Annotated in this window: 13 protein-coding genes; 6 read left to right on the top strand and 7 right to left on the bottom strand. The window is 68.5% G+C overall.

The genetic code is table 11. From position 1 onward, the window contains the following. From A5681_RS06725 to A5681_RS06715, 3 genes are all read right to left on the bottom strand, one after another. A partial coding sequence (locus A5681_RS06725; protein ID WP_156737874.1) for a non-ribosomal peptide synthetase occupies nucleotides 1-4308 on the bottom strand: 4308 nt, incomplete at its 3' end. Nucleotides 4309-4323: 15 nt separating this feature from the next. Continuing rightward, a complete protein-coding gene (pks2, locus tag A5681_RS06720) occupies nucleotides 4324-10542 on the bottom strand; it encodes a sulfolipid-1 biosynthesis phthioceranic/hydroxyphthioceranic acid synthase (RefSeq protein ID WP_269454943.1) in 6219 nt (2072 codons plus the stop codon). A gap of 551 nt (nucleotides 10543-11093) precedes the next feature. Then, nucleotides 11094-11867, bottom strand: a complete 774-nt coding sequence (locus tag A5681_RS06715; RefSeq protein ID WP_156737873.1) for an Rv3717 family N-acetylmuramoyl-L-alanine amidase — start codon at nucleotides 11865-11867, stop codon at nucleotides 11094-11096. Nucleotides 11868-11965: 98 nt separating this feature from the next. Here A5681_RS06715 and A5681_RS06710 point away from each other — a divergent pair, with 98 nt between their 5' ends. Together A5681_RS06710 and recR are read left to right on the top strand one after the other, a co-directional pair. Then, nucleotides 11966-12307, top strand: a complete 342-nt coding sequence (locus tag A5681_RS06710; protein WP_067270977.1) for a YbaB/EbfC family nucleoid-associated protein — start codon at nucleotides 11966-11968, stop codon at nucleotides 12305-12307. Between the two features lie 10 nt (nucleotides 12308-12317). Further along, a complete protein-coding gene (recR, locus tag A5681_RS06705) occupies nucleotides 12318-12929 on the top strand; it encodes a recombination mediator RecR (protein ID WP_067270973.1) in 612 nt (203 codons plus the stop codon). Between the two features lie 131 nt (nucleotides 12930-13060). Here recR and A5681_RS06700 read toward each other — a convergent pair whose 3' ends face one another. From A5681_RS06700 to A5681_RS06690, 3 genes are all read right to left on the bottom strand, one after another. Beyond that, nucleotides 13061-13675 (bottom strand): C39 family peptidase, encoded by a 615-nt coding sequence (locus A5681_RS06700; RefSeq protein WP_067270968.1) that lies wholly within the window; start codon nucleotides 13673-13675, stop codon nucleotides 13061-13063. Nucleotides 13676-13801: 126 nt separating this feature from the next. Then, entirely contained in the window at nucleotides 13802-14509 is a 708-nt protein-coding gene (locus A5681_RS06695) for a type 1 glutamine amidotransferase (protein ID WP_067270965.1), read from the bottom strand. Next, nucleotides 14502-15731, bottom strand: coding sequence for a Mur ligase family protein (locus A5681_RS06690; protein WP_067270952.1), 1230 nt, complete (start codon nucleotides 15729-15731; stop codon nucleotides 14502-14504). The genes A5681_RS06695 and A5681_RS06690 overlap by 8 nt, the downstream gene beginning before the upstream one ends. Before the next feature lie 246 nt (nucleotides 15732-15977). Between A5681_RS06690 and A5681_RS06685 the strand changes: the two genes are divergently transcribed. The 4 genes from A5681_RS06685 to A5681_RS06670 all read left to right on the top strand — a co-directional run bounded on the left by A5681_RS06685 (nucleotide 15978) and on the right by A5681_RS06670 (nucleotide 19863). Continuing rightward, complete coding sequence (locus A5681_RS06685; RefSeq protein ID WP_067270949.1) at nucleotides 15978-16970, top strand: DEDDh family exonuclease; 993 nt, start codon at nucleotides 15978-15980, stop codon at nucleotides 16968-16970. Between the two features lie 38 nt (nucleotides 16971-17008). Further along, complete coding sequence (locus A5681_RS06680) at nucleotides 17009-17458, top strand: hypothetical protein (RefSeq protein WP_067270945.1); 450 nt, start codon at nucleotides 17009-17011, stop codon at nucleotides 17456-17458. Then, entirely contained in the window at nucleotides 17458-18024 is a 567-nt protein-coding gene (locus A5681_RS06675) for a TetR/AcrR family transcriptional regulator (protein WP_067270942.1), read from the top strand. Before A5681_RS06680 ends, A5681_RS06675 begins: the two co-directional genes overlap by 1 nt. A gap of 207 nt (nucleotides 18025-18231) precedes the next feature. Continuing rightward, entirely contained in the window at nucleotides 18232-19863 is a 1632-nt protein-coding gene (locus A5681_RS06670) for a chloride channel protein (protein WP_231996227.1), read from the top strand. Between the two features lie 9 nt (nucleotides 19864-19872). Here A5681_RS06670 and leuA read toward each other — a convergent pair whose 3' ends face one another. Further along, the gene (leuA, locus tag A5681_RS06665) at nucleotides 19873-21717 is read right to left on the bottom strand and encodes a 2-isopropylmalate synthase (RefSeq protein ID WP_197498522.1); all 1845 of its coding nucleotides are present in this window, start codon (nucleotides 21715-21717) and stop codon (nucleotides 19873-19875) included. Nucleotides 21718-21757: the final 40 nt, after the last annotated feature.

Below are 21757 nucleotides of genomic sequence, written 5' to 3'. Positions count from 1 at the left end.
CGGCTCAACGTCATCGGTGAAGCGCTCGGCCACATTGAACGTCAAATCCATCCGGGCGGTATGGGTGGCGATCGGCACCTGGGACACCCGCAAATCCCCCAACGCCAACCCGGGATCAGCACCGGTGCCCGGCAGGTTCTGCCAGGCCAACATCACCTGCACCAACGGATGATGGCTCAGCGAGCGCGCCGGGTTGAGCCGCTCGACCAACACCTCAAACGGCACGTCCCGATGATCAAGGGCAGCAAGGCCATTGACGCGGGTCTGGTCCAGCAACTCCGCTACCGTCGGATTACCGGTCAGGTCAAGCCGCAGCACCAGCGTGTTGACGAAGAACCCCACGATGTCGTCGAGAGCGGGATCGTCTCTTCCGGCGGTCGGGAAGCCGAGCGCCACATCGAAACTCGCGGTCAGCCGCGACAACAGCATCGCCAACGCGGCCTGGACCACCATGAAACTCGTCGCATTGCACTCCCGGGCCAGCGCACGAACCCGCTGCTGCAACTCCGGCGGCCACTCCACCGCCACCGTCGCCCCACGCTGATCGGCCACCGCCGGATACGGCCGATCCGTCGGCAACTCCAACCGCTCCGGCATCCCCGCCAGCGCATCCTCCCAATACGCCAACTGGTGACCGATCGGACCGCTGTCGTCATCGAGATCACCGAACTGTGCCCGCTGCCACACCGCGTAATCCGCGTACTGCACCGGCAATTCGGGCCAATCCGGCTGGTGGCCCTGCTCGCGCGCCCGATACGCCACGCTGATGTCCCGCACCATCGGAGCGAGCGACAACCCGTCAAAGGCGATGTGGTGCAAAACGATTCCGACTACATGTTGTTCCGGAGCGAGTGAGTAGATCTGCGCGCGAATCGGTATCTCGCTGGAGAGGTCGAATCGATGGTCGGCCAGGGCCATCAACTCGGCCGCCACCTCCTGCTCCGGCAACGACACCACCGCCGCGTCCCCGCGCTGCCACATCCCGCTTCGGGCCGGCAATACCAGCTGGAACGGAACCCCGGCGTTATCGGGGAACACCGTGCGCAGCGATTCGTGCCGGCCGATGACGTCGTCGAGGGCCGCCCCAAGGGCCTCCACGTTCAATGGTCCGCTGATCCGGAAAGCGGTGGGCATGTTGTAGCTCGCGGCGCGGTCCCGCCATTGCTCGAGGAACCAGAGCCGGCTCTGCGCGAACGACAACGGAATGACCGCGGGCCGGTCGCCCGCCACCAGCGGCCCGCGTGCAGCCCCGCCCTTGTCGAGCCGGGGCGCCAAAAGCGCCACGGTGGGCGCGTCGAACAAGGCGCGTAACGACAGACCGGCGTTCAATGCTTTGTTGATGGCTGTGACGAGGCGCATGGCGGACAGCGAGTCGCCGCCCAAGTCGAAAAACGACTCGTCCACGCCGACCCGGTCGAGGCCGAGCACCTCTGCGAATAGCCCGGCCAGCACCTCCTCGGCCGCGGTGACCGGGGCGCGAAATCGGCTGGCGTCGCCGAATTCCGGCGCGGGAAGGGCCCGCGTGTCGAGTTTGCCGTTGACCGTGAGCGGCAGCGCGTCGATCACCACGACCGCGGCCGGCACCATATAGCCGGGCAGTCGCTGCGCTAGGGCGGCGCGCGCGACGGCCGCGTCGATCGTCCCCGTGACGTAGCCGACCAGGCGCTGGTCGCCCGGTTGGTCTTCACGGGTGATCACCGCCGCCTGATCGACCCCGTCCAGCGCGGCCAACGCGGTCCGGACTTCGCCGAGTTCGATGCGGTAGCCCCGTATTTTGACCTGCTCGTCGGCGCGGCCGACGTAGTGCAGTTCCCCATGGTCGTCCCAGCGGACGAGATCTCCGGTGCGATACATGCGCTCTCCGGATGATCCGAACGGGCAGGCGACAAACCGTGAAGCGGACAACCCGGCCCGGCGCCAGTACCCGACGCCCACACCGCGCCCCGCCAAATACAGCTCGCCAACCACATCGACCGGAACGGGGCGTAACCACTCGTCGAGGACGAACGCCGCCGCCCCGGCTACCGGCGTGCCGATCGGCGGGGCACCCGAGCCCGATATCAACGGCGCGCTTCTGGTCGCGCACACGGTGGTTTCCGTGGGCCCGTAACCGTTGACCATAACGCGGCCCGGCGCCCATCGATCGACGACCTCGCCCGGGCACGCCTCGCCGGCCACCAGTAGCGTTGCCGCTGGCAAGCTTTCGGCAGGCAGCGCCGAGAGTGCAGACGGCGTCTGGCTCAACATCTCGACCTGTTCGCCGACCAGCAAGTCACGGAAGTCGTCCGGTGCGCGGGCCACCGACTCGGGCACCACCACCAGCCGGCCCCCGAACAGCAGTGCACTCCAGATCTCTTCAACAGAGGCGTCGAAGGCCAGCGAATGCCACTGTGCCCAGACCTGCCCGGGGGAGTTGAGCGATTTCAAGAGCTGCGTCACGTTGTGGTGGGTGATGGCAACGCCTTTCGGAACACCCGTGGTTCCGGAGGTATAGATCAGGTAGGCGATGTCTTCGGGCGCTGGCGCGGGCAGCGCGGTACTCGGTTGGGCCGCCACCGCGGGGTCGGCCACGTCGACGAGGGGCATCCCGCATCCGTCCAGCCGCGACCGCAGGTCCGCGGTCGTCACGACGGCAATCGGGGTGGCGTCAGCGAGCATGAACTCGACCCGCGCTTCCGGCAGCCCCGGATCGATCGGCAGATACGCCGCTCCGGTCTTGAGCACCCCAAGCATGGCGACCACTGCGTCGGGCGATCGGGCGAGCAGCAGAGCCACGCATCGCCCGGGGCCGGCACCTCGACCTATCAGGAAGTGGGCGAGCCGATTAGCGGCCTCGTCGAGTTCCCGGTAGGTCATCGAGCGGCCCTCGAAGGTCAGCGCCACGGCCTCCGGCGTGCGCGAGACCTGATCTACGAACAGTTCCGGAATCGACGCCGAAGGGGGTGCGGGCTGGGTCAGCACCGCCCGGTTGCCCCACCGATCGAGCCGCGCATACTCGTCGGCGCTTCCTGGGTCGATCGTCGACAGCCGACGGGCGGGATCGCCGGTCATCGCCGCCAGCACCCGCAGCAAGCGTTCGGCCAGCTCTGCGGCATCGATGCCCGCAAACGGCTGCCCAGCACCCTCGATGCCGAACAGCAGCTCGTCTCCGACGGCGGAGAAGAACAATCCGAAGCCGTCGGCGAGACCGGAATTGGTATACGACGCCGAGGCCGTCAGGCCGCCGAAGTCCAAGGCGAGCACGGCTGGAAGGAAGTTGACGCTCACTCGCTGGGCGAACTGCCGGGGGTCACCGGAGCGTACCTTGCGCTCCAGCGCCCGCACGGGAAAACGCTGATGCCGCAGCGCCCCTCGTATCCGTGCGTCGACGTGCCGGCAGAACTCGCTGACCGTGGCTTCAGGCGAGAGTTCCAACACCAGCGGAACCACACCGGAGAACATGCCCGGAAGCGTCTTCGATTCCGGGGTAACCCGTCTGCTCACCGGAAAGTCGAGCACCACTTCCGAACCGGTACCACGCCACGCGCGCACCAACAGGGCGCACGCGGCGGTGATGACCGACGACCGAGGCATTTCCCAGGAGTGGGACAACTCTTCCACTCGGCGAAGGACCGCAGGATTCAGCTGGATCGGCGCGGAGGAACGGTACGGACCGCGCTCACCCGCACCTCGCCGGAACCACCGATCCGGTCCGACGTCGGACGGCAGATTCGCCGACCAGTACGCCTCATCCTCGACGTAGTCGGCCGACGCTTCGTACTCCGATTCGCATGCGACCAAATCCGCCAGCGAGCCGAAAAACGGGGACGGCATGGGCGCGCCCGATATGACCGCGGAGTAGATGGTCGCGATCCGATGGCCGACGAGCGCAATGCCCGATGCGTCGGCGACGATGTGATGACAGCAGGTGAACCAATAGAATTCGCTGGCACCCGTCTGAAAAAGTGCGAATTTGAACAACGGTCCGGTGAATGGCATGGGCGTGCGCTGAATCGACGCCGCGATTTCCTCGGCCTCCCGCACGGCGTCATCCGAGCCGCGCAGGTCGTGGAACGCCAGGACCGCGTCGGGATCGTCAATCGCCTGCTGCAGGACCTGGCCGTCCTCGGAAGAGAACGCCGCCCTGACCGGCTCGGCCTCCTGAAGTGCCCGGCGGATCGCCCACTCAAGGGGTTTCCGCTCAACGCGCCCTTTGATTTTGACGAAGAGGCCGAGTTGCCAGTCGGTGGCGGGGCGGCCCGTTTCCTGCGCCAGCCAGATGTCCAGCTGCCCCCGTGTCAGGGGAAGCGCACGCTCGTCAAGTTGCATCCATCACCCCCGGAATCAGGCGACTTCCGCGGGAGCCATTTTTTCGCACAGCAGCCCCGCCAGACCACGGATCGTGACCGTGGAGATGTCGGCCGACGGAATGCGAATGCCCGTTTCGGTTTCGATGCGGGTGCGTAATTCGAGCGCGCCGAGTGAGTCCAGTCCATATCCGGACAGCGGCCGATCGGGATCGACGTTGCGACGCAGAATCAAGCTGACCTGATCGGAGATCATGCGCCGCAGGGAGTTGGGCCACTCCTCGATGGGTAGCTCGTTGAGCTCGGCCCGCAATCTGCCTGTGTTCGTGGCATTCCCGACGGGGCGAAACGCTTCAGCGAACGGGCTGCGCTCGGCCAACAGCTCCAGCCACGAAGCGCCCGTGATCGGCGCATAGCCGGTGTGGGCCCGGTCGTGGCGCAGCAATGCTTCGAACGCGTACCCGCCCTCGTCGGGGCGGATCGCCATGTCCGAACTCTCCGCCAGGACGGTGGCGCGCCCGATCTGGGCCCAGGGGCCCCAGGCGATGGTGGTCGCCGGCAGGCCCTGAGACCGCCTCCAGTGGGTGAAGGCGTCCAGCCAGCTATTGGCCGCGGCGTAGGCGCCCTGGCCAGGGGAACCCACCAAAGCGGCCGCCGAGGAAAACGAGCAGTACCAGTCCAACGGCTCATCGAGGGTGACGGCGTGGAGATGCCACGCGCCGTAAACCTTTGGTGCCCAGTCGCGCTCGGTCAGCTCCGCGGTGATGTTGGCGAGGGTGGCGTCGTCCACGACCGCCGCCGCGTGGAGCACGCCGCGTACCGGCAGCCCCGTGGCGGTCGCGGTGGCCACCAAACGGCGCGCGGTGGCGGGATCGGCGATGTCACCGCACTCGATCGCGACCCCGACCCCACTTGCCCTGATGCGCTCGATCGTCTCCATGGCTTCGGGCGTCGGCTGCGAGCGGGAGCACAACACGATGCGTCCGCAACCCGCCGCCGCCATCTTGCCCGCGAGAAACAGGCCAAGGCCGCCGAGCCCGCCGGTGATCAGGTAGGCGCCGTCGCGGCGGAAGACCGGGGCCTGCGCCGGTGGCACCGCCACGCGCCGCACACCGCTTCGCGGTATGTCGAGCACAAGTTTGCCGATGTGCCGGGCACTCTCCATGAGCAGAATGGCGTTTTGCGCGTCGGCAAGCGGGAAATGCGCGGTGTCCGGAACCGGTAGCGTCCCGTCGGCGATCGACCGGTACAGCGTGATCAGCAGTGCGCGCACGCGGTCCGGTTCACTGGCCGAGAGCAGCCCCATGTCCACGCTGTGGAACGCGATATTGCGAGCGGGGATTGGTCCCGGCCGGGCGTCGCGCCGGCTGATGTCGATGAATCGGCCACCCGGCGCAAGCAATTCGAGGCCTGCCCGTTGGGATGCGCCGGGGGCCGAGTTGAGTACGACATCCATGCCGTGCCCGTCGGCGTCTCGACGTATCAGTTCGGCGAAGTCGGCGCTGCGCGGGTCGTAGACATGACCAATACCCTTTTCCCGCAGAAGGTTTCGCCGCGCGGCACTGCCCGCGGTGGCGAAGATCTCGGCGCCCGCCGCGCGGGCGATGGCGGTTGCCGCCTGTCCCACGCCGCCGGTCGCGGAGTGGATCAAGACCCGATCACCGGCCTTGATGTGGGCGAGCTCATGCAAGCCGTGATAAGCGACGGCGTATGCGGTCGGCACCGCGGCAGCCTCACGGTCGGACAGTTCCTCCGGCAGGGCGACCGCCAGGCGCGCGTCGCATGTGATGAACGTGCCCCAGGAGCCGGCGTCGCACAGCCCCCCGACCCGGTCACCCACGTTGTGTTCCGCGACGCCTTCTCCGACCGCGGTCACCACCCCGGCGAATTCGGTGCCCAGGACGTGGTGCGGGTCGTGGCCCAGCGCGGCCAGCACGTCGGGGTAGCTGACGCCGGCGGCGCTGACCGCGACCTCGATCTCCCCCGGGCCCGGCGAACGTCGTTCGTGGCAAACGAATTCCATCGACGAGAGGTCGCCGGGCGTACGGATCTGCAGACGGATCCCGTCCCGCCCCGGGTCCAGGATGGTGGTTCGTCGCTCTTCAGGACCTAACGGGCTGGCGGACAACCGCGCGGCATACCAGGTGTCCTGGCGCCACGCGGTCTCGTCCTCTTCCGAGCCGCCGAGCAGTTGCCGGGCCAGCTGCTCGGCGTCGGTGGCTTGGTCCATGTCGATCTGAGTGACCCGCAGATGCGGATTCTCGGTCCCGATCACCCGCACCAAACCCCGCAGCCCACCCTGCTCCAGGTCGGGCACGTCGCCGGCGACGACGGCCTGGGCGTTGCGGGTCACGACATAGAGCCGGGGGAGTTCACCCGGAAAGTCGGGCAGGACGCGGGTCATGCGGACCAGATGTTGCACCGACTCGCAACCCAGGCGCGCGGATTGGTCGGCGGCACCGCCGTTGCTGGGCCCCGTCAGGATCACCATGCCGCTGAATCCGCCCGCACGCAGATGGTCTCGGAGCTGTTGTGCGGTCGCGTCATGGTCGGCGTTCGGCGGCCAGCACATGGTGATGCATTGCGCGCCAAGCCCTTTGAGGGCATCGGTCAACGCGGCACCCAGGTCGCCGGCGGTGGTGATCAGCAGCCACGTTCCGGCGGCGGCGTATTGGGCGTCGGGCAGCTCGCGTTGCCGCCAGTCGATCGTCAGCAGCCGTTCGTCCAGCAGCCGGTCGGCGTGGCCGTCGTCGGCTGCCGTAGTGCCCAACCGCAGCCCACGCACGGCGAGAAGGGTCGTCCCGTGCTCATCGAGCATGTCCAGATCGGCCTCGACCCCAGCGGTATCGGCGTGGGTGACCCGGGTATGGCAGTAGCGGGCGCCCCGGGCGGAACCGTGGAGGTGGAGCGCTCGGACCCCCAGCGGCAACGCGAGCGCATCGCCGCCGAGCGCCTGCACCGTGGGGTGTGCGGCGATGGACTGAAAGCACGCGTCCAGCAGCGCCGGGTGTACGGCGTAACCGTCTTGCTGCGAACGGATTTGGCCGGGCAGTGCGACCTCGGCGAGAACGGATTCGGCCGCTTCGTCGCCGGTGTGCAACGCGACCAGTCCGCTGAATGCCTGGCCGTACTGAACACCGCGCCGGTCCAGGCGCCGGCGAACCTCGGCGCCATCCTCGCGGTGCGGGTGGGCGGCGAGCAGCGCGGCCATATTCCGCGTCGACGGCGGCTGCCCCTCTGCGGGGCGAAGGACCGCCGTCGCGTGCCGTCCCTGTTGCTGGGTCTCCACCGCGAACTCGACGACATCCGGTGCTGATACCGCGGCCGAGGAGCTGACCGTGGTGTGCTCATCGAGCAGCAAGGCCCGCTCGAACTGCAAGTCGTGGACCGCGGCGTCGTCACCGAGCACGGCGCGAGCGGCGCCCAGCGCCATCTCGCAGTACGCCGCTGCCGGCAGCACCGGAACATCCCGGATCCGGTGATCGCCCAACCACGGCTGGGCGGAAGTGCCCGCCTCGGCCTGCCAGACGTGGCGTTCCGGTTCTTCCAGTAAGCGCACGTGGGCACCCAACAGCGGATGGACCGAAATGCTGCAACCGCGCATCGCAGGTTCGCGATCACCGCGGCGCAACAAGAGCCGCCGGTGGGCCCAGGTCGGCAGCGGTGCGTCCACCAAGCGGCCGTCGGGGTAGAGCACTGAGAAGTCCACGGCGGCGCCGGCGCTGTGCAGCTCGGCTACGAAGCCGCGCAGCCCGAGTGGCAGCGCCTGGCCGCGGCGCATGACGGCCAGCGCGGCCAGCGGCATGTCGAGGCCGCGGGCGGTCTGCTCGACCGCATGGGTGAGCAGCGGGTGGGGGGCCAGTTCCGCGAAAACCCGGTGGCCGTCCTCCAAGGCGGCGCGCACCGCGGGCGCGAACCGCACCATCTGGCGGAGGTTTTGCACCCAGTAATCGGCGTCGCACACCGGCCGCTCACGCGCGTCGTACAGGGTCGCCGAGTAGAAGGGGATGTCCGGCGGCAGCGGCTCGAGGTCCGCAAGCGCGTCCGCCAGGTCGTCGAGGATCGGATCCACCTGCGGGGAATGCGAGGCGACGTCGACGGCGATCTCACGGGCCAGCACATCGTGGAGCTCCCAGGACGCGACCAGATCGCGAACGGTCTGGGTGGCCCCGCCGATCACCGTGGACTGCGGCGAGGCGACCACCGCCACCACCGCGTCGTCGACGCCGCGGGTGACTAACTCCGAAAGTACCTGCTGGGCAGGAAGTTCCACCGATGCCATGGCGCCGGATCCGGCGATGCGGGACATCAGGCGTGAGCGCCGGCAAATGACGCGGGCCCCATCCTCCAGCGACAGGGCACCGGCGACGACGGCGGCGGCGACCTCGCCGAGGGAATGGCCGATGACCGCGCCCGGGCGTGCCCCGTACGAGCGCAAGGTGGCGGCGAGCGAGATCTGCATCGTGAACAGGGTCGGCTGGATCCGGTCGATGCCGGTCACGGTCTGCGCCCCGGTCAGCGCCTCGGTCACCGAGAACCCGGCTTCGTGCGCGATCAGGGGCTCGGCCTGGGCGACGGTTGCGGCGAAAACCGGTTCCGCGGCGAGCAATTCGGCGCCCATCTGGGCCCACTGCGACCCCTGCCCGGAGAACACCCACACCGGCCCCCGGTCATCGTGCCCGGTCGCGGCCGGGAGCGGTCCATCGGCGGCGGCGATCTCCCGCAGAGCCCCAATCAGTTCCGGCCGGCTGCCCGCCACTGCGGCACCGCGCACGGGACGGTGGGCGCGCCGGCGAGCCAGGGTGTAGGCGAGGTCCGGTAGCCGCACGTCCTCGTGTGCCGCCACCCAGTCGGCGAGCCGGCCCGCGGTGCGGCGCAGCTCGTCGGCCGAACTGGACGACAGGGGGAACAACAGGGGTTCGGCGCTTGGCGATTCCAGCGAACCGGTCGGCGTTGCAGCGGGTTTGGGCGCCTGCTCGACGATGGCATGCGCGTTGGTCCCGGAAAGCCCGTACGACGACACCGCCGCCCTTCGAGGTTGACCGTCGTTGCTCGGCCACGGCGTAACCGTCTGGGGCACAAAGAGATGCGTGTCGATCGCGGCCAGCTGATCGGGCAGCCTGGTGAAGTGCAGATTCTGGGGCACCACGCCGTGTTGCAGGGCGAGGATGGTCTTCATCAGCCCCAGTGCGCCGGCCGCCGCCTGTGCGTGCCCGAGATTGGTTTTGACCGCGCCCAGCGCGCAGGGGCCGTCGATGCCGTAGACGCCGGCCAGGCTGGTGTATTCGATCGGGTCGCCGATCGGTGTGCCGGTGCCGTGGGCCTCCACCATGCCGATGCTGGCGGCGTCGACACCCGCGGCGGCCAACGCCGCGCGATACACCGCGGTCTGCGCCGCGACCGACGGGGTGGCGATGTTGACGGTGTGGCCGTCTTGGTTGGCGGCGGTGCCGCGGATGACCGCCAGAATCCGGTCACCGTCTCGCAGCGCGTCGGCTAATCGCTTGAGTAGCAACACGACACAGCCTTCGGACGATGCGAATCCGTCCGCCTCGACGTCGAACGCGTGACATTTCCCGGTGGGAGACAGCATGCCCTCCGCGGAGCCCGCGACGAACTTCCGCGGATCGAGGATCACGGTTGCGCCGCCCGCCAGGGCGAGGTCGCTTTCACCGTCGCCGAGGCTGCGGCAGGCCAGGTGCACCGCCGTCAGACCGGACGAACAAGCGGTGTCCACCGTGACCGCGGGGCCGTGCACGCCCAACGCGTACGCGATACGGCCGGACGCCAAACTGAAGCTGCTGCCGGAGAATCCGTACGGACCCTCCACGGCGTGCGCGTCGGCGGCCAGCAGTTGGTAGTCGCCGTGGGTCAAGCCCACGAACACGCCGGTGAGCGAGCCGGCGATGGTCTCTCGGGTGAGGCCGGCGTGTTCCATCGCCTCCCACGAGGTTTCCAGCAGCAGCCGATGCTGAGGGTCGATCGCGGTGGCTTCGCGCTCGTTGATTCCGAAGAACTCGCAATCGAAGCCGGCGACGTCGTGGAGGAATCCGCCCCACTTCGTCACCGAGCGTCCCGGCACGCCGGGCTGGGGGTCGTAGTACTCGTCGGCGTCCCACCGGTCCGGTGGTACCTCGGCGACAAGGTCGTCCCCGCGCAGCAGCGCATCCCACAACCGCTCGGGCGAGTCGATGCCCCCCGGCAGTCGGCAGGCCATGCCGATAACAGCAGTGGAAGTGAAACCCGATGTCTCCACGGCCGTGCACCCTCTTCTTATCCGACGGGGCGGTGAGCGCCTATGAATTCTGATCGCTCGGCGGGCATGACCGTCGGCTGCGACGCTTTGCTGAATTGACGCCTAAGCAAATGAGGGCCCACCACGGCGCCGGCCCCCGCTTCGGGGCCGCACCGCCCATCCGGGCCGGAGTGCGACGACCCCCGGGGGATCGAAGACGGGCGGCGCGGACGGCTGCGATTCCCAGCGTTAAGCGGTTGGCTGAAATTCCGGCGAAGGCCGGTCAGAACCTGTCGCGCGCCGGTCGTCGGCCGCGACGGACAAGTTGTCGTTGTCGTTGTCGACGGATTGATCATCGGTTCTCCCACACCGCAAGTCGACATGCGTAAAACAGACCCTACAGAAGGTCATCTCCGCGCGCGCTGCGTTGAGGCAAATTCTTCCGGGCGACAAGTGTGTTAGCCCGGAGTTAAGCCGCGATTGGTCAGGCGACCCGGCGCAGGGCAGGGTGGGAAGCGTCGCGGCAGGGTGTGAAACGGGGGCGACGGCGGGTGGGGCGGCCGGCTTCGGACCTAACGCGCCTGGCCCTGAGAGGCCAGGAAACCCGCGACGCCGCGGACCATCGCGTCGGCGTATTTCTGCCTGCCCTCGGCCGACTCCATCAGCGCGGAGTCCGCGGGGTTCTTCATGTTGCCGCACTCGACCAGGATCGATGGGTACTGCGCCAGGTTCAGCCCGGTCAGATCCGAGCGCCCGTACAGACCGCTCTGGCCGATGTAGTTGGCGGGCGGGATGCCGGAGGCCTGCATCTGGTCGCGCATGATCCGCGCGTACTGCACCGACGGTCCGGCCTGCACCTGGTTCAGCGGCGGGGCCGAGTAGTTGACGTGGAATCCGCGGCCCGACGCGGGCCCGCCGTCGGCGTGGATGCTCAGGACCGCGTTGGGGTGCAGCGCGTTGGCCATGTTGGCGCGCTCGTCGACGCACGGTCCCAGCCCGGTGTCGTTGCCGCGCGCCATCGCGGTCCGGACGCCCAAGGCGTTCAACTCCGCGCGAACCCGCAGCGCCGTGTCCCAGGTGAAGGTGTGTTCCTGATAACCGCTGTTGGTCGACGTTCCGCTCGCCTGGCAGTCCTTGGTGCCGCCGCGACCGGTGGGCACCTGACGGCTGATGGACGCGTCGTTGGAGCCGTTGTGGCCGGGGTCAATGAAGACCACCATGCCGGCGATGTTGGACGGGACCGCCCATGCGGCGGGGGTTGCGGTCGGGGTGATCGCCGCCGAAGCGGCAACCAGCACACCGATGACCATCCTGACGCCGACACGCCTGCTCACTCGTAGGTCCACGGCGCAAAGGTAGCCTCGCGCGGTCTACGCTGGGTGTTTCGAATCGCCGGACACCCGCAGGCGAAACCAACTCGAGACCAAGATGCGAGGGGACTGTCATGCAACCCGGAGGCGACATGTCGGCGCTGCTGGCCCAGGCGCAGCAGATGCAGCAGAAGTTGATGGAAGCCCAGCAACAGCTCGCCAACGCCGAGGTACACGGACAGGCCGGCGGCGGCCTGGTCAGGGTGACGGTGAAGGGCAGCGGCGAGGTGGTCGCGGTGCAGATCGACCCGAAGGTGGTCGACCCCGGTGACGTCGAGACGCTGCAGGACTTGATCGTCGGCGCCATGGCCGACGCCTCCACGCAGGTCACCCGGATGGCGCAGGAGCGGCTGGGGGCCCTGGCCGGCGGTTTCGGTGGACCGCCGCCGGTACAGCCGCCGGCGCCGGGGCTGTAGATCCTCCGACATGTTTGAAGGACCGGTCCAGGATTTGATCGATGAGCTCGGCAAGCTGCCGGGTATCGGGCCCAAGAGCGCTCAGCGCATCGCCTTCCATTTGTTGTCAGTCGAACCGCCGGACATTGACCGGTTGACCGCGGCGCTGGGCAAGGTCCGCGACGGTGTGCGGTTCTGTGCGGTGTGCGGCAACGTCTCCGACAACGAACGGTGCCGGATCTGTTCGGATCCCCGGCGGGACGGCTCGCTGGTGTGCGTCGTCGAGGAACCCAAGGACGTGCAGGCCGTCGAGCGCACCCGCGAGTTCCGCGGCCGCTACCACGTGCTGGGCGGCGCGCTGGATCCGTTGTCCGGGGTGGGGCCCGAGCAGCTGCGGATCCGTGAGCTGCTGAGCCGGATCGGGGAGCGGGTCGACGACGTCGACATCAGCGAGGTGATCATCGCCACCGACCCGAACACCGAGGGTGAGGCCACCGCCACCTACCTGGTCCGGATGCTGCGCGACATCCCGGGGCTGACCGTGACGCGGATCGCCTCTGGGCTGCCGATGGGCGGTGACCTGGAGTTCGCCGACGAACTGACGCTGGGCCGCGCGCTCGCCGGTCGCCGCGCGATGGTCTGAGACGCTCGTCGGTAGGCTCGTCGGTAGGGATGGGTGACCTTCGCATTTGATATCGCCCGCGCTATCAACTCCGCGGTTGTTTGGATGCCTGGCGGTGGCGTCGAGGATCCCTGGCCGGGCGCGGCCAATCGTCACGCGGTGACGACCGCGAAGTTGTCGCTCGTGGCCCACGCCTTCTCGAAGGTGGCGAGCGGCACCTGTTCGTCGCGGCCGGCCTCGATGCCGCTGTCGTTGAGGTGCACCACCCGGGCCGTGGTGTCGATGCCGATGACGACGACGAAGTGGTTCTCCTGCGTGCGGTTGCCGGGTTCGTCCCAGATGATCTTGTCGTTGAGCCCGACGATCACCTTGTGGCCGTGGTCCAGCTCCTGCGCCAGCGTGTCGATGTCGGTGTGCGTTCCGGTGGCGTGCACGCCGTAGTGCGCGAGCAGCACGGCCAGGTCGCTGTTGCTGGTCCTGCCGGCGGGTCGGTAGATCGGTCCGGGGTGGCTCACGCTGGGAATGTTTCCCGCCGCGGCGGTGATCTCGTCCTCGCTGGGCTGGTGTCCGCTGATCTGGCCGACCACGTCGGCCACCGCCATTTCCCCGCAGTCCAGATTCTGTTGCTGGTAGCGCCAGTACGGGGCGGCGGCGGCGGGGTCGCCGTGCATCCCGTCGCTGGCGGCGTGGGCCGTGCCGGCGAGGGCGAGCGTCAACGCGGCCGCCGCGCCCGACATCGCGACGACCTTCGTGCGGGTGTGAGCCATGGAGCAAAGGGTGAGCGACGGCCCTCAAAGGATCCTTGGCGGCGCGCGCGGCGCGCGAGACTTAAACCATGGCGACGTCGCGCGGCGTGTCGTCGCCATGGTTTACGTGTCGCGAAGACAGCGGCGTCAGCGGGCGGCCAGCCGCTCCCGGCGCAACAACTCCACCTCGGGCAGCTCGAGCGGCGCCAGCTCGCCCACCACCTTGCTCAGCAGTAGGTCCGCCAGCTCGGGGTTGCGGGCCAGGCATGGACCGTGCATGTAGGTGGCCACGACGCTGCCCTGCACCGCGCCGTCGAAGCCGTCGCCCGCCCGGTTGCCCGCGCCTTTGGTCACCGCGCCCAGCGGCGACGCGGCCGGACCGAGAACGGTGCCGCCGCGGTGGTTCTCGAAGCCGGTGAGGCGTTGGGTCAGACCCGGCAGCAGCGGCTTGGTGATCAGCTCGCCGATGGTACGGGCGTCCTGCGGCGAGGTCGTCGCGTCGAGCATGCCGACGCCGTTGACCCGTTCCCCTGCCGACGTCTCGTACCACTGGCCGAGCACCTGGACCGCGGCGCAGATCGCCAGTACCGGCGCGCCGCGCTCCGCGGCGCGCTGCAGGCCGGGGTGCTTGATCAGGTGCTTGGTGGCCAACCGCTGCGCGTAGTCCTCGGCCCCGCCCAGGGTATAGAGGTCCAGCGAGTCCGGCACCGGGTCGGCCAGCGTGATCTCCACGATCTCCGCGGCGATGCCCCGCAACCGCAGCCTCTGGCGCAGCACCAAGGCGTTGCCGCCGTCGCCGTAGGTGCCCATCACGTCGGGCAACACCAGCCCGATCCGCACCGTCGAATCAGCCATGGCGCGCCAACGCCCGTTGCAGCTGAAGGAAGGCGGTGTAGTTGGCGACGACCTCCACGCGCCCCGGCGGGCAGGACGCGATGGCGGCCACGGTGTCGTGCACCAGGGTGTGGTCGACGCCCGCGTAGCCGAGGCGCACCGCGAGGTCGGTGCCCCGCTCGCCGGCGGCCACGACGGCGGTTTCTTCGAAATGTTCGAAGCGCACGTCCCACAGCCAGGACAGGTCTTCGCCGTCGGGCACCTGCCCGTTGACCGAGATGACGACCCCGGCCGCCTGCTTGTCCACCATCGACAGCGCCTCCTGCCAGCCGGCCGGGTTCTTGGCCAACAGGATCCGCGCCTCGTGATTGCCGACGCGCACGGTCCGGTAGCGCCCGGCGACCTCGTCGACGCTCGACACCGCCGCCACCGCCTTCGCGGGGTCGGCGCCCAGCGCGACGGCGGCGGCGACGGCCTGGGCGGCGTTGCCTCGGTTCACCGCGCCCGGCAGCGCCAAGTGCATCGGCAGGGCCAGGCCGTCCGGCCCGTACAGGGTGTGGTCGTCGAACCACCACTGCGGGCTGGGCCGCTTGAAGTCGGCGCCGGTGGAATACCAATGCCCCTTCTCGCGGACGATCACCTCGCCGCTGCGGGGGCAGCTGACCGAGTCGTTCGCCCAGGAGCCGCCCGCGGCCACCCACAGCACGTTCCGGCTGTCGTAGGCCGCCGACGTCATGAGCACGTCGTCGCAGTTGGCGACGACGATCGCGTTCGGGTGCCGGGCCAACCCGGCCCGCAGGGTGCGTTCGATGACGTTGATCTCGCCGACTCGGTCCAGCTGGTCGCGCGACAGGTTGAGCAGCACGACGGCGGCGGGCTCGACCGCGTCGGAGACGTGTGGCACGTGCATCTCGTCGACCTCGAGGGCCGCCAGCGTCGCCTTGCGGTTCGCCGCCAGCGCGGCCACCAGCCCGGCGTCCATGTTGGCGCCTTCGGCGTTGGTGGCCACCGAACCCAGCGTGCCCAGCGCGGCGGCGGTCATCCGGGTGGTGGTCGACTTGCCGTTGGTTCCGGTGACGACGACGGTGCGCCGTCCGGCCGCGAGCTGACGGAGGACCGAGCGGTCCAGCGTCATCGCGATCAGGCCGCCGATCATCGCGCCGGCGCCGCGTCCGGTCACCCGAGATGCCCAGCGCGCGCTCGCACCCGCGGCGAGGGCCAGGCGTGCCCGGGTGGTAACCACCCGGGCAGTTTAAGGGCGATCGCGAGCGCGGCGCAGAGCGCCGGGCGCTGCGGGTCGTCCTCATCAAATCAAGGGCGATCGCGAGCGCGGTGCAGAGCGCCGGGCGCTGCGGGTCGCCCTCATCAAATCAAGGGCGATCGCGAGCGCGGCGCAGGGCGCCGGGCGCTGCCGCCCTCATCGAATTCAGCGACCGACACGGCAGCGCAGTGACCCGGCGATGTCGGTCCGACGTGCCATCCTGTCGACATGAACCGGGTGTCCTGGGGGCGGCCGGCCAGCGAGCCGGACGGGGGTTGGGCCGTCATCGACGTCGAGACGTCGGGTTTTCGGCCCGGTCAGGCGCGGGTCATCAGCCTGGCGGTGCTGGGCCTCGACGCCGACGGACGCGTGGAGCAATCCGTCGTCAGCTTGCTCAACCCCGGGGTGGACCCCGGGCCAACCCACGTGCACGGCCTGACGGCGGCCATGCTCGAAGACCAGCCGCAGTTCGCCGACGTCGTCGACGACGTGGTCAAGGTGCTGGACGGCCGCACGCTGGTGGCCCACAACGTCGCGTTCGACTACGCGTTCCTGGCCGCGGAAGCCGAGCTCGCCGAGGCCGAGCTGCCGATCGACTCGGTGATGTGCACCGTCGAGCTGGCCCGGCGGTTGGACCTGGGCATCGACAACCTGCGGTTGGAGACCCTCGCCGCCCACTGGGGTGTCACGCAGGAACGGCCGCACGACGCCTTCGATGACGCGCTGGTGCTGACCGGTGTGCTGGCGTCGGCGCTCAAGCGGGCGCGTGAGCGCGACATCTGGCTGCCCGTGCATCCGGTGACCCGGCGACGGTGGCCGAACGGGCGTGTCACCCACGACGAGTTGCGTCCGTTGAAGGTGCTGGCCTCGCGGATGCCCTGCCCGTACCTCAATCCCGGTTTGTACGTGTCCGGCCGGCCGCTGGTGCAGGGCATGCGGGTGGCCCTGGCGGCCGAGGTCGGCCGCACCCACGAGGAACTGGTCGAACGCATCCTGCATGCCGGGCTGGCCTACAGCGACGCCGTCGACGGGGAGACCTCGCTGGTGGTCTGCAACGACCCCGCCCCGGATCAGGGCAAGGGCTACTTGGCCAAGCAGCTCGGGGTGCCGGTGGTCTCCGACGCACAGTTCATGGAGTCCATCCGCGCGGTCGTCGGCGGCACCAGCATGGAGGAGTTCACCGACACCACCACGGTCGACCAGCAGCTGGCGCTGTTCTGAGCATTGCACCACTACGCGCGTAGTGGTATGGTCGCGGCATGAGTTCCACTACGGATGTAGTACAAACGGGGTCGTGGAGGAGGTCCTACCACCGCCACGGCTATTTCTTCCGCCCGGCGGCGATGCTGACCATCTCACTCGGGTTGGCCCTGCATCTATACCGCGTGATCTTCGGCGACGTCCTCACCCTGCAGCACGTCGCGACGCTGACCAACGACCGGCTCCTGCTCGTCCCGATGACCTACGCCGGGATCACCGGCATCCTGGTGTGGCGGCGCGTCCGGTTTTCCAGCAACCGGCATCGAACGCTGTTCACCGCGTCGGTCGTCTACATCGCCGGCAGCGTGCCGTTGCACGTCTACCTCGACTACGTGATCAGGGACCTAACGTTCGTGACCTGGTTTCCGATGTGGTTCAGCTACCTGCTGCTGGTCGTCGTCTATCCGGCGTTCCTGACGATGTTCTGGCGACTGCGCTTTCAGCCCTGATGTCACCCAACCCGGAGCGCCGCGCGCAGCTGCTCGACGCCGCGATCGACATCCTCGCCGACGTGGGCATCGGTGGCCTGACGCATCGCCAGGTCGACGACCGGGCGGGCCTGCCCGCGGGCACGACCTCGAACTACTTCCGGACCCGCCAGGCCCTGCTCGAAGCCACCGCCGCCCGCACCGTCGACCTGCATTGGCGGCGCGTCGAGGCGCTGCGGACGGCGATCGGGCCGCTCACCCGCGACGGCGTGAAAGCCCTGATCACACAAATGATCTCCGAGCCGGACGAACAGGCCCGGCGGTTCACGCTGGCCCGGTTCGAGCTGTTCATGGAGGGCACGCGCCGGCCGGAATTGCGGCCGCTGCTCAAGGACCTGCAGGCGGCCGCGGTGAAGTCCGCCACCTTGGTCCTCGAGGCCGCGGGTTACACGCCCGGCCCGGAGCAGATGGAGGAGCTGAGCCGCCTGCTCAACGGCTACGTGTTCAGCAACCTGACCATCGGGGGTGCCCCCGGCGAACCCGCCGGTTTGGTGGAACGACTGCTGCGCGCGTTCTTCCCGGCCTAACCCCCGCGGGCGCCGGGCCGTTCGATTCCAGCAACTTCTCAGCCGGAACCCGGGAACTCCCCAGGCGTTGCCCTGAAGCTAATGAATACCGTCGGCATGTCAGCGCGAGGCGCAAACGCCTCGCGCGCGTGGCGTTCTGGGGACCGATCTCGAACCGATGACCGCATGGCGGCGTCGTCCACGCCAGCAGTGAGGACAAAGCTTTCAGTGAGTGGACCGTTGGCCGATTTCGCCGTCGACCGGCGGGTGTTGCTGATCACCGGCATCGCGCTGTTCGTCGGCGCACTATCGGCGGGAGTGGCGTGGTGTCTGCTCCAGCTGATCGGGCTCGTCACCAATCTTGTCTTCTATCAACGAGTCTCGGATGCCCTAGTGTCGCCCGTCGCTAATCATCATCCGTGGTGGCTGATCCTGGGTGCCCCCGTCGCGGGTGGTTTGGTGATCGGTCTGATGGCTCGGTACGGGTCTGATCAGGTTCGCGGCCACGGCATGCCCGAGACGATCGAGGTGATCCTCACCGGTAGCAGCCGTGTCGAGCCCAAAGTGGCTATCCTGAAACCAATCTCGGCGGCCATCAGCATCGGTACCGGCGGCCCGTTCGGTGCCGAGGGCCCGATCGTCATGACGGGCGGCGCGACGGGTTCGGTGGTCGCCCAGTTCTTGCATCTGACCGCGGACGAGCGAAAGATTCTGCTTGCCTCCGGCGCCGCCGGGGGCATCGCGGCCACCTTCAACGCTCCGCTCGCGTCCATCTTGCTGGCGGTTGAGTTGCTGCTGTTCGAATTCCGGCCGCGCAGCCTGGTACCCGTCGCCGGCTCGGTAGCCGTAGCCACCGTGGTGCGGCTGTTGATCCTGGGTCACGCGCCGATATTTCCGGTCACTACCTGGAACGCCGAAATACACTGGCCTATTGATGCTTTGGCGGTCGTGGTCGGGATCGCCGGCGCCGCGGTCGCACTCGGTGCGACGCACTTGGTCTACTGGGCCGAGAGCGTCTTTCCGCGTCTGCCTATCCATTGGATGTGGTGGCCGGCGCTCGGTGGTCTCATCATTGGCATCGGCGGTTTGATCGAACCGCGCGCCCTCGGAGTGGGCTACAACGTGATCGGTTCACTTCTCTCCGGGCACGCTGGACTGTCGCTGATCGTCGGCATTCTCGTGGTGAAGACCGCAATTTGGGCGCTGTCACTCGGCTCGGGGACTTCGGGCGGTGTATTCGCCCCCGTGTTCATGATCGGAAGTGCACTCGGCGCCTTTGTCGGGCACTGGCTGCCGCCCGTGTTTCCGGACTTTTGGGCGATGTTGGGCCTGGCCGCCGTGGTGTGCGGCATCATGCGGGCGCCGCTGACGGCCATCATGTTCACTCTGGAGCTCACCCGCGCGTGGCCCGCGATGCTTCCGGTGATCATCGCTACGGTCACCGCGTACGTGATCTCCGTTCTCTTGCTGGCGCGTTCGGTGCTCACCGAAAAGATCGCCCGCAGCGGCATGCACCTGACCCGCGACTACACCACCGACCCGCTGGAGGCATTTCTGGTCGCCGAAGTGGCGCGTCCCGGGCCGTCGCCCGAACCGGCGGGCGGCACGATAAACGCCCAGGCCACATTGCGGCACGCCGCAAATGTTTTCGCCGAATCGGACGGCAGGCCGCTGCGGGTGGTGTCGGCGGAGGGCACCGACCAGGGCCATTTGCTGATGACGGACTTGCTCACCGCCCGGCTGCACGATCTCAACGAAGACACGGAACGCACCCGGCACCTGATGCCCTATTTCCCGAGGCCGCCGCGAACCGCCGTTCGCCGCTGGGTATCGGCTCGGCGCAATGGCCGCGCGAGCTGACGCTATGCGTTAATTCCGGGACGCGCGGTTGACCGCCGACACGACGGCGCGCAGCGACGCGGTGGTGATCGACGGCGCAATGCCGACGCCCCAGACGGTGCGGCCGTTCACCGACGCCTCCACGTAGGCGGCGGCCTGCGCGTCGTCACCGGCGCTCATCGCGTGCTCGGAGTAGTCGAGGACCGCGACGTCGAACCCGACATCACCGAGCGCGTGGACGAAGGCCGCGAGCGGCCCGTTGCCCGCGCCGCTGATCTCCGTTTCCACCCCGTTGACCTTCACGGTCGCCGCGATCGTGGTGGCGCCGCTGTCTTCTTCCGACGCCTCGACGCGCTGTTTCATCCGCTCCAGCGGCCACACCGGGGCCAGGTACTCCTCGGAGAACACGTCCCACATCTCCTTCGGGGAGACCTCCCCGCCCTCACCCTCGGTGATCTTCTGCACCGCCTGGGAGAACTCGATCTGCAGCCGCCGCGGCAGGGCCAGGCCGTGGTCGGCCTTCATGATGTAGGCCACCCCGCCCTTGCCGGACTGCGAGTTGACCCGGATCACCGCCTCGTAGGTGCGCCCGACGTCCTTGGGGTCGATCGGCAGATACGGCACCTGCCACAGCATGTCCTCGACGTCGGTGTCCGCGGCGTCGGCGTCGACCTTCATCTGGTCCAGGCCCTTGTTGATCGCGTCCTGATGGCTGCCGGAGAACGCGGTGTAGACCAGGTCGCCGCCGTAGGGGTGACGCTCGTGGACGGGAAGCTGGTTGCAGTACTCGACCGTGCGGCGGATCTCGTCGATGTTGGAGAAGTCGATCTGGGGGTCGACGCCGCGGGAGAACAGGTTGAGCCCCAGCGTCACCAGGCACACGTTGCCGGTGCGCTCGCCGTTGCCGAACAGGCAGCCCTCGATGCGGTCGGCTCCCGCGGCGAAGCCCAATTCCGCTGCGGCGACGGCCGTTCCGCGGTCGTTGTGGGGGTGCAGGCTCAGGATGACGGATTCCCGATTGGCCAGGTTGCGGCTCATCCACTCGATCGAGTCGGCGTAGACGTTGGGAGTGGCCATCTCCACCGTGGCGGGCAGATTGAAGATGATCGGGTTGTCCGGTGTCGGGGCGATGATTTCCCCGACGGCGTCGCACACCTGCCTGGCGTATTCGAGCTCGGTTCCGGTGTAGGACTCCGGCGAATATTCGAAACGCCATTGTGTGCCGGGGTATTTGGCGGCCTCTTCGACGCACTTGCGGGCGCCGTCGGTCGCGATGGCCTGTACCGCCGCCCGGTCGGCGCGAAAAACCACGCGGCGCTGCAGGATTGACGTCGAGTTGTAGAAGTGCACGATGACCCGCGACGCGCCCTCGCACGCTTCGAAGGTGCGCTCGATGAGCTCGGGACGGCACTGCGTCAGCACCTGGATGGTGACGTCGTCGGGGATGGCGCCGTCGGTGATGATTTCGCGGACGAAGTCGAAGTCGGTTTGGCTTGCCGACGGGAAGCCGACCTCGATCTCCTTGTAACCCATGCGCACCAGCAGGTCGAACATGCGGCGCTTGCGGGTCGGGCTCATCGGGTCGATCAACGCCTGGTTGCCGTCGCGCAGGTCCACCGCACACCACAGCGGGGCGCGGTCGGTGACGCGGTCGGGCCAGGTGCGGTCGGCCAGGCGGATGGGCTCGACTTCCTCGGCGAAGGACCGGTACCGGTGGACCGGCATCGCCGAACCACGCTGCGGATTCCAGGCGGGCTGGTCGGGGCGGGGCGGGCCCGCGGGTTTGACGATCGATCGGGCTGACGTATAGGCGTCGGGATTGGAAGTCACGGTAGTTGCTCCGGGGGTGTCAGAAGGAACCTCAGACCGGCGCATCGCGAACACCCGCGACGGGAAGCCGGTCTGGATCAGACCC

Origin of the sequence: Mycobacterium scrofulaceum, from assembly GCF_001667885.1 — a bacterium.
GTDB lineage: Bacteria > Actinomycetota > Actinomycetes > Mycobacteriales > Mycobacteriaceae > Mycobacterium > Mycobacterium scrofulaceum_C.
Note: the sequence above shows the minus strand (reverse complement) of the source record. Positions and strands in the feature narration are given on the sequence as shown.

Excerpts from the sequence above, each read along its gene's own strand:
- leuA (WP_197498522.1), bottom strand. The coding sequence starts at position 21,717 with ATGCGCCGGTCTGAGGTTCCTTCTGACACCCCCGGAGCAACTACCGTG.
- A5681_RS06700 (WP_067270968.1), bottom strand. The coding sequence starts at position 13,675 with ATGGCTCACACCCGCACGAAGGTCGTCGCGATGTCGGGCGCGGCGGCC.
- A5681_RS06685 (WP_067270949.1), top strand. The coding sequence starts at position 15,978 with ATGAACCGGGTGTCCTGGGGGCGGCCGGCCAGCGAGCCGGACGGGGGT.
- recR (WP_067270973.1), top strand. The coding sequence starts at position 12,318 with ATGTTTGAAGGACCGGTCCAGGATTTGATCGATGAGCTCGGCAAGCTG.
- A5681_RS06710 (WP_067270977.1), top strand. The coding sequence starts at position 11,966 with ATGCAACCCGGAGGCGACATGTCGGCGCTGCTGGCCCAGGCGCAGCAG.
- A5681_RS06695 (WP_067270965.1), bottom strand. The coding sequence starts at position 14,509 with ATGGCTGATTCGACGGTGCGGATCGGGCTGGTGTTGCCCGACGTGATG.
- A5681_RS06675 (WP_067270942.1), top strand. The coding sequence starts at position 17,458 with ATGTCACCCAACCCGGAGCGCCGCGCGCAGCTGCTCGACGCCGCGATC.
- A5681_RS06680 (WP_067270945.1), top strand. The coding sequence starts at position 17,009 with ATGAGTTCCACTACGGATGTAGTACAAACGGGGTCGTGGAGGAGGTCC.